Below are 9,175 nucleotides of genomic sequence, written 5' to 3'. Positions count from 1 at the left end.
AAATCTTCTAATGTATACACTTTATCTAGCCCTCTTTGGTTACTGCTACGGTGACTGCTAACGCCAGCTTAAACCGCAGACAACGCACAAAATAAGCCGCTGCACTGCGCCTTAAACACAAAAATTACCGCAAACTAAAAATGCCACGCGTTGTTTGTCGGTTTGAAGCTTTTGTTAGGTTTTACCATAAATTCTCAGCCAATTTGACAAAGAACTGATGCCTTATCGACAGTTTACACGTAGTCACATAAATGAATTCAAAGTGACCACCAAATGCGCGAAACCAACAACGAATTTTTACACGAATTTAGGTGAGAAATCTTCAGCCATTTAAGCTAGAAAGAGTCAAAATAAGACAACGGAGTTTTCAAAATAATAAACACCCAAGTCAACACTTAAGCCGCTGCCCCAAAATAAACCTAACGCCTCAAACACCGGCACAGCTTTGCTGCGTCCGAGTACTTTGACTTGTTAGCTTTTTCGCCAGAATTTCCACTTGGGAGAATCGGTAACATTTAGAGCACCTACTAATGACTGCCTGTTAGGGTTTATTCGATGATTGACTTTATGTTCTTGTAGCTTATTGTGAAGTTGTTTTCTACCTTCTGCATCGTGCTCTACGACATAGGATAATTCATCTGGAGTTAGTATTTGAATAGACGCAAATAGAACTTCCCCACCTGGGAATTGAACATATTTTGATGAGTTGGGATTTTCTACTCCGATCATTACCCCGACCATTCCATTTTCATTTTGGAATTCTTCTAGGCCATCATCTTCTGCGTAGAGCTCCATTGTAACAACACCGTATTTTTTTATATAAGGGTAAAACTCACCACTATGTGCGGCTTGCCTAGCAATTGAATACACTAGCTTGAATAACCAGCTTTCACTTATGTTTTCCGGTAGTTTTTCGTTAGTTTCAGCATAAACCTCTAGAAAAAAACCTGAATTGACTTCGTCAATGCCTTGGAATGGATCAGACAATCCATTACTAGCAACAATAGTGCTGTCAATAGTCCTAATTATGCTGAAAGCTTGGCGCAGTGATGGCCATGTTGGTCCGCCCATGAAAGAAGGGTTTATAAGATGAGATATGACATCTGGTTCAACATGCCCTAAGGACTCAAATAACTTATCTCTAGAAATGTTTGTCTTTTCGTAAAGCTCTTCGTACATCGAAATTTCTCTTTCAGAAGCTAACGCCAAATTAAGGTGTGAACAACGCTAACACCTTACCTAAAGCATTGTGCCATAAACACTAAACTATCTTGAAGTGAAAGCGCCGAGCGTTGTGAATCACTCTTAAATTTATTGTTATATGCGTCTAACGGAGTTCATAGATCTCGACAATTCGGTCCCACTCCCCTAACCGACCTAAACACCAAATTAGAAACTCCAAATCCATTGTGTTTTCAGTTAGAGCTTCGGTCGTTACATCCGATTTTAATGACCACCCAAGTTTATAAAGCGTATAGCAGTATGAACAAGAGTCATACCCAAGCAGTTCTTCTACAAAGCCTGAGGAAACTTTGCTAATTTTGGCATACAACTTGGGGACATAACTCCTATGCGAGCATGACTCGACAAGAAAATGACGAGCTTCAACCAATACCTCTGGCTCACAATTCTCGATTAAAACATCGCAAACTTCAGGGTCTTCAAATTTATTACATGCAGCTATTAAAATACCTTGAAAGTCTTGTCTATAGTGCTCTTTGACAAACTTATATGCCCTCTTGCGAAATAACTTCCACTCAGACAAAGCTAAAGCAACTAAAATCTCTAGTTGTGTGTCTAATCTTAAGTATGGAAGGATAACACTTAAAGTCATTACAGAACTTAACGCTACCTGATATCGAGCTTTTTTCGTTATATTGAGTATGCTACTAGCTAACTCTTCATAACAACACTTTCGCCCTCCAGAAAGGTCGAAGTGTATTTTCCTGTTCACTAGGTCTCTGATGTAAAGGTCATGTTCTATTGAGTAAATTAACAGCTCCAATGTTTCCTTTGTATTTAAGCAACCAATCAACGCTCGGTATATTGCTGGATTTACGCTATAACCATCTTCAACTTGCTCTTCTAGCCGTAATATATAATCGACTCTATCTGTCATATCTTCCTCTAGAGCATATAACGCCGCATTAAGGTGTGAACAACGCAAACACGAAACTTAACCTTACCACCGTAAACACTGAACTCACGATGGGATGAAAAATGCCAAGCGTTGAGAATCACTCTTAAATGCTTTGTTAGGGCAATTTTTATAAACTCGTAACTTTGACGTTCCTCTTACCATTTTTCGTTTCACGCCAAACCTCTACTCTGAATTGATCTACAGCTGGCGGAGGTGTTCGAGGCTGAGGTGTACGTGGCTGTTTCGGTGGCTTACTAGGAGTTGCCAATTCTTCTCCGTTTTTATCAATTAGCTTCAACTCCATTTGTTCAGGAATTACGAAAGTCTGCTCTAAGGATTTCTTCAATTCGTTGTAAAACTCTGGAACTTCATTTAGTTCTTCACCAAAGATCGCTTCAGTCTCTTTCATCGCCATTTCTACAGTTAATTCGCCACGTTGAACTTTGACAAATAGACTTTCTATACGAGCAAGAGACTCACCTCTTTTTCGTAATTTGGGCTTAACTCTTGTGAGATCGAATGGTGAACTGGCTCTTTCTCCCAAGTAATCACCAACGGCTTTAACTTGGTTATGTATTGTCTGTAAACCTGAAATGAACGAACCATATTGAGCAATACCAAAATACAAAACACTTGCTGTTGCGAGTATTTTACCTTTAGCTTTGATCGACCCCTCTTCAACCTCTAGAACGAGGGAGTAGTCCTTTAAATCAAGGTTTTGTTCAACATAAGCTTCCCATTCATCAAATAGCTGTGTTGAATAATTTTCAAAGTCCTCACGAGGTAAACTTGGTACACCAATATAAAAATCAACCGTTCCTATATTTGCCATTCTTACTCCTTTCGCAAAACTCTAATTGCCCTAACGCCACATTAAGGTGTGAGCAACGCTACCATGAAACTAAACCATACCACCATAAACACAAAACCCAACGATGGAATGAAAAATGCCAAGCGTTGGGAATCACTCTTAAATGTTTTGTTATGTGTTGTTTTTCAAGACTAAGTAGAGGTCAGGCTTTTTCAATCATCATCGTCATCATATTGCTGTTCTTGTTCTGATTCACAGCTACTACACAACTCTCCAGTTATTCCACTCACACCATTTTCACCGGTAAAATAAAGAGTGCAGTAACAGTTTGCACATTGTATTTGGTTACTCATTATCATCCCTTCAGTTTTTATTCTTCGAAACAATAACATGAGAAAAATACAATATAGCTTTACTCGTTAGGTTACAATTTAGATGCTCGATTGAAATCACATAACGCCCTGTTAAGGTGTGAGCAACGCAATACCGATGCTGCCGCATGCCACCTTAATCACTTAAACCAACGCATGGTAAAAATGCCACGCGTTGCGAATCACTCTTAAACAGTTTGTTAGGCAACTTGCCGCTACGAATGAAGATCACTGTCGAACATTTACAATCCGGTCTATACCAGCGTTGTATTTTATAAAGCCACCCCCACCGAAGTTTTCTTTTGTTTTTGAATCAATACTATTGCTCTGCATCGTAGAGAGGAATCGAACCAAATATAGTCCAGGTGTGCTTGCTTCATAAGCATAAGAAATATCATATTTTTCATGGGGTCCAATATCAATATAAGGCAAAGTAATTTTGTTTTGTCCTTGATACCTCGAGTGACCCAGATACACAGGTTCGTTGTAAACAACTTGTCCATCTTTAAAGTTCATTTTTGTAACTAAAATAGAATTTTTATCAAGTGAAACACGAACATCTTCATTCCCTATGTTTTCTAGAGTAATTTCCATAGCTAAAACAACACCGCTCTTTGTCGTAAACTGCTTAACTGTCATCTCCGTCAGGACACTAGACATTAAACTCGTTTTTTGTTGAAGATCGATAACCTGAAGCTCAGCAATGCTTTGTTCCCGTTTAACCCAAGTACCATACACCGCCCAAGCAGCAACACAGATGGCTGCGAGAATTGAGAAAACTTCTTTCGCTATGGTAACTTTTTCAACAATCTTCATTTTGCCACCTTGGTTGCCTAACGCCGCATTAAGGTGTGAGCAACGCTACCACGAAACTTAACCACGCCACCGTAAACACAAAACCCAACGATGGAATGAAAAATGCCAAGCGTTGGGAATCACTCTTAAATGCTTTGTTAGCTGAATTTATACTGCCAAGCCATTTTGTTTTGCAAATTCAAGTACTTTAGGAACATCACCTTTGACTAGAATAGGCATTACTTTCTCGATTAACTCAACTTCCCAGTCCCACCATGCTAGGTTTAAAAGCACATCTTGATCAGTTTCACTGAACCGAGTTTTAACGACTTTCGCAGGGTTACCTACCGCAATACTATACGGGGGAATATCTGTGGAAACGACTGATTTAGCACCAATAATTGACCCATGACCGATGTTTACTCCGGGCATGATTGTTACGTCATAACCCAGCCAGACATCATTGCCAATTACAGTGTCTTTGTATGCTTTAAATGGGTACTCTGTTAACGGCAGAGCTTCAGTCCACTTTTCACCGAAAACAGCAAATGGATACATTGTGATACCTGAAGTTGCATGGTTTGCATCAGGCATGATGAATTGAACCCCATTAGCAAATGCACAAAATTTACCAATATGAAGTGAGTTACCCGAAATACCAAAGCTATATAGTACATTTTTAGTCAAGAACTCTGTTGGGTCGTCAAAGTCACTGTAATAGCTAAAGTCACCGGCATGAACATTAGTCACTTCGCTTTCAGCGATTAGTGGCTTCAAAAAGACAGTATTTTTGAAGTCTTTGATAGGGAAAAGGTTGTCTGATTTCATAGAGTTATTCTCGTTATACTTTGCCTCTATTATTCCACACGCTGTAGGTCAATGTATTCAGCTAACGCCTTGTTAAGGTGTGAGGCACGCAATGCCGATGCCTCCGCATACCACCTTAACCACTAAAACTAACGCATAGTAAAAATGCCACGCGTGCCGAATCACTCTTGAACAATTTGTTAGCTTTCTAGCCAACGAAGTACGCTGAATCATTTTCTGCAAATAAACAATCCAACGGGTAAGGCTGCTCAAGCCTTGGCATATTACCTTTTGAAAACCATTTAAGGCATACCGTTTCATCATCGAGTGCGGATTGAGAACAACTTTCTACTACACATTTGAACATGATAACTGTGTATTCAACTTGATCACCATTTGGGTATGTAAAACCAAAACCCTCACCGCCGAATACACCAAGTAGGCGATCTACTTTTACAGCCAAACCTGTTTCCTCGCGAACTTCCCTGATCAATGCTTGCACTGGCGACTCTTGAGGTTCAATCATTCCGGCAGGAAGGCTCCATGTGCCATCTGATTTTTGCTGAAGTAGTAGCTCTTTATTTTCATTTAAAATGACACCCGCAACGCCGGGGATAAGAAGTGGCATCGTTCCAATCTTAGAACGAACCTCTTTGATATAGTCACTTGCGCTCAATTTTCCTCCTTGAAAGCTAACGCTTAACTTAAACTGCAGACAACGTACAAATCAAGCCGCTGCACTGCACCGTAAACACTTAAATCACTGCAAACCCAAAGTGCCACGCGTTGGCTGTCGGTTTGAAGTTTTTGTTATGCCCATACTCCCAATTCAAAGCGGCTTGACCGCCCCACAAAGATGCCAAAGACACACGATGGACTCAATGACCAGCTTTGATTTTTGCTGAACCGCTCGAAACCTGAAACTACGCGCAAGGTGGATTGGCAACTAGCCAAAGTGAGCGTTGAACAATCAACTAATGCAAGCCCAAAAACCTAGAAAAACAAATGGGGTATAACGCCCTGTTAAGGGGTGAGCAACGCAATACAAAAGCCGCCGCATACCACCTTAATCACTAAATTCAACGCATAGTGAAAATGCCACGCGTTGCGAATCCCTCTTGAACAGTTTGTTATATGCGTGGCTCAAGGGGTTTCATAACTTGCAGACTTGTTAGTCAACGACTTTGAAGCTAATAAAACACAAGCTCTTTTCTGCTGGGTATATCTTTCGCAAAATCCATTTGAGCATGAACACAAATGGAAGATTTTCTGCTTTTGCGTGCTTTCTGTTGAGTTTATCAAAGTTCACATGCTCAACACCGACAATTTCTAGTCTACAGATTTTCCGCTCATCTTCGTGAGTAAATGCTTCAACAACCTGCCCTGGGTAATAATGGCTTTCAGATTTATCCCTAATCGTTGCAGTCTTTTTACCAGAAAGAATCTGGCGCTCAAGCCTTGTGAAAAATGTAATTTTGCTCACCATTAAACACCTGCTTCCTTACAGATTCTTTCAAGCATATAACGACCAATTAAGGGGTGAACAACGCCTCCACTCAAACCTAAAGCATTGTGTCATAAACACTAAATTTGAAGTAGAAGCAAAAATGCCAAGCGTTGTGAATCCCTCTTAAATTGCTTGTTATATCTCATTACACCATTGTTATTAGCCTAAGCTTATGCTTACTCGGGATGTACTCCAAGGAAACCATCATGCGTATCGGCAGCTGGTTATCTACGTGCTTTTCAATAAGTAAATTAAATTTAGTTATTTCATGTTCTTTTAAATAGGTAAGATTATAAATGTAATTGTCACTTATCTTACTTCTTATGAGCGCTTCAAGTTCCTGTTTATCAAAATGAATAAGCTCTGATTTTTTCATTCTACCTGTTTTGTTTTCTTTTAAATAAGTGAGCTTTCTTTCATCGATCTCAACATCGAAATTATCAATAGCTAATACGTTACTTGTGATAGAGTTTATAGAAAAATCAGTATCTCTCTTGAAACCATCATATACACGGCGCTCGACTTTATACGAGAGAAAAACCCCATATAAGGAATCCTGAACACTAATACATCTATAGCCATTTTCCTCGAATGCATAGCCACTCATATTTACGTTTTCTGAGTGATCTCTATCATCCTCATGACCACAGATAATGAAGTTTTTGTGCTTAATAAACGATCTAACAAGAGTTGTTGAAGCATAGTTTTTCATGAAGCCAGAGAAAGTTACATCAATATATCCCGTGTACGGTTTGTAATTCCTCAAACCATTATTTAAAATTTCGATGAAGTTATCAGAAACATTATTAATGTACACTAAGAAATATTGACTACCATGCTTGTACTCGCTTGGGTTCATAGCTTTAATACTTGCAACCAGTTCACTATAGAGATCATCTTGACTTAATCCATGATCTATATAATCGCCACACAGAAAACTATGACTCGTACGTCTATCTAACAAAGGTATTATTTTCTCGAATACTTCTCCACCATACCAAGAGCTATCAATTTGAAGAGAGTCAAAGACTAAAATCACTTCTTTTTTGTCAATTGATGGAGTAAGACAGTTTCTTAACTCCTGATAATTTACAGACTTATCTTTCAAAGTCTCTACCAACTCATGAAACATTCTATTTATCTCCAAATAAATGGATTCATGAGTCATTTGGAAGTAATCAGCCATAACTTCCAACATGCAATGTTCTCTTGCATCAATCGTATAAATTGTTTCCATAGAACCTCTGTGAGATATAACGCCCTGTTAAGGGGTGAGCAACGCAATACTGAAGCCGCCGCATACCACCTTAAACACTAAAACCAACGCATAGTGAAAATGCCACGCGTTGCGAATCCCTCTTGAACAGATTGTTATGTCTCTTACTTCATTTCTAACTAGCTATTTTCTAGAAGTGACTTAGCCTGAGCTATTGTTTCTTTAAGCGCCTTAATTTCAGCACGCTGCTGTTTAAATTGTTTATAAAATTCTTCTAACTTTTCACCATCGATCATGACGTTGAATGTCGAGTTATCCCTGTAGTGAGCCCTAGAAATTGCTCTTGAAACATGAGTTTCGGCAGAAGCGTTCTCTGAAGGTGTCTCGCTGAGTTTGTTGAATTCGGATTGAGTTGGGAAAATCATTTTTATCTCCAAGAGAGTTAACGCGATGATATTTTTACATATAAGTTTGGATTTAAAAGCATATAAGTCACATTTAGGTATGATTTTTACTCAGAGACATAACGCCCAATTAAGGTGTGAGCCACGCGACCACGACACTAAAATTGAACGCCGTAAACACTAAACTAGACCCAAACCAAAAATGCCAAGCGTGGGGAATCACTCTTAAATTGTTTGTTAGCCATCGAACTCAACACGCTCAATTTTACCTTTAACCGACTGAACTTTATACATTTTACATTGTGGATAGTGAGCCGCGATTAAACTAACTAAATCTGTAAGATCTTCATCGGCAATTCGAGCTGAGAAAGTTACCGACACCAACTCTTCTTTGTAAAACTCAAAGTCACTGTATCTTTTATCCTCCCCAGGACGGCGTGTCATCACTCGCCACTCTTTTTCATATTCCCACTTTGCAGTTTTGGTGTAATAAATTGCATCAGCAGTTTTGGCAAGCAACTCTTGACGCTCATCGTACAGTAAGAAGTCCAAAGCAGAGCCCAGATTAGGCGTACTGTCTGTATAAGTTACCTTTTTTGCCATTTGAAAAGGTGTGTCTAGCTTTTCAATATGTCTAAACTCAAACATACAACCAGTATGATTGTCTCCATAGTGAGCCCACATAACTTCGTTGTTTTCATCTTCAGATAAGCAGATTATACGTAAGGCACCGTTGTTATAACGTTCAGTTTCCTCGCGCAGGTTATCTTCCAAACTCGACAAATTCAGCTCAAGTGAAGAAAGTTCCCGATACAGTGTATCTTTACCGACTCCCTGACTTTTAGTCATTTGCATAAGAGAAACTAAGCCCTCAGAGTCCGGTGAAAGCGATTTATTCAATTGCAACTCTTCATACGCAACGTTCATAAGAGTTTTTAAATACTCATCCTTACATGCGTCAATCGAAGGTTTAAAAGCAGGCATCCTTTGCAGTTCATTTATGTCGTTAAATGAACTTGGGCAGGACCAACGAAGCTTTTGAGATTCAAGCACCAATTTTGCTGTATTAGCACTCATATACTTATATAAACGACTAGGTACTTCCAATTTTCCTCCTAGATGGC

10 protein-coding genes are annotated in these 9,175 nt (G+C 39.3%); all 10 read right to left on the bottom strand.

The window, feature by feature from the left end:
- Positions 1–471: 471 nt before the first annotated feature.
- Entirely contained in the window at positions 472–1,179 is a 708-nt protein-coding gene (locus RH89_RS08685) for a suppressor of fused domain protein (protein ID WP_004401161.1), read from the bottom strand.
- Positions 1,180–1,327: 148 nt separating this feature from the next.
- On the bottom strand, positions 1,328–2,119 hold the full coding sequence (locus RH89_RS08680; RefSeq protein ID WP_004401160.1) for a hypothetical protein: 792 nt from the start codon (positions 2,117–2,119) through the stop codon (positions 1,328–1,330).
- 148 nt (positions 2,120–2,267) lie between these two features.
- The gene (locus RH89_RS08675; protein ID WP_004401158.1) at positions 2,268–2,972 is read right to left on the bottom strand and encodes a hypothetical protein; all 705 of its coding nucleotides are present in this window, start codon (positions 2,970–2,972) and stop codon (positions 2,268–2,270) included.
- A gap of 578 nt (positions 2,973–3,550) precedes the next feature.
- Positions 3,551–4,138, bottom strand: a complete 588-nt coding sequence (locus tag RH89_RS08670) for a hypothetical protein (RefSeq protein ID WP_004401156.1) — start codon at positions 4,136–4,138, stop codon at positions 3,551–3,553.
- Positions 4,139–4,285: 147 nt separating this feature from the next.
- On the bottom strand, positions 4,286–4,945 hold the full coding sequence (locus RH89_RS08665; RefSeq protein WP_004401154.1) for a CatB-related O-acetyltransferase: 660 nt from the start codon (positions 4,943–4,945) through the stop codon (positions 4,286–4,288).
- A gap of 187 nt (positions 4,946–5,132) precedes the next feature.
- On the bottom strand, positions 5,133–5,600 hold the full coding sequence (locus tag RH89_RS08660) for an NUDIX domain-containing protein (RefSeq protein ID WP_004401151.1): 468 nt from the start codon (positions 5,598–5,600) through the stop codon (positions 5,133–5,135).
- Between the two features lie 495 nt (positions 5,601–6,095).
- Positions 6,096–6,410, bottom strand: a complete 315-nt coding sequence (gene yqfB, locus RH89_RS08655; RefSeq protein WP_004401149.1) for a N(4)-acetylcytidine aminohydrolase — start codon at positions 6,408–6,410, stop codon at positions 6,096–6,098.
- 166 nt (positions 6,411–6,576) lie between these two features.
- Entirely contained in the window at positions 6,577–7,668 is a 1,092-nt protein-coding gene (locus tag RH89_RS08650) for a hypothetical protein (RefSeq protein ID WP_038145348.1), read from the bottom strand.
- A gap of 158 nt (positions 7,669–7,826) precedes the next feature.
- Complete coding sequence (locus tag RH89_RS08645) at positions 7,827–8,072, bottom strand: hypothetical protein (RefSeq protein WP_004401144.1); 246 nt, start codon at positions 8,070–8,072, stop codon at positions 7,827–7,829.
- A 216-nt stretch (positions 8,073–8,288) separates the two neighbouring features.
- Positions 8,289–9,175, bottom strand: an 887-nt coding sequence (locus RH89_RS08640; RefSeq protein WP_004401141.1) for a DUF2971 domain-containing protein, incomplete at its 5' end; no start/stop codon positions are given.

It is taken from the genome of Vibrio nigripulchritudo ATCC 27043, from assembly GCF_000222685.1.
Lineage (GTDB): Bacteria > Pseudomonadota > Gammaproteobacteria > Enterobacterales > Vibrionaceae > Vibrio > Vibrio nigripulchritudo.
The sequence above is the reverse complement of the archived record's forward strand: the minus strand, read 5'-3'. Positions and strand labels throughout refer to the sequence as shown.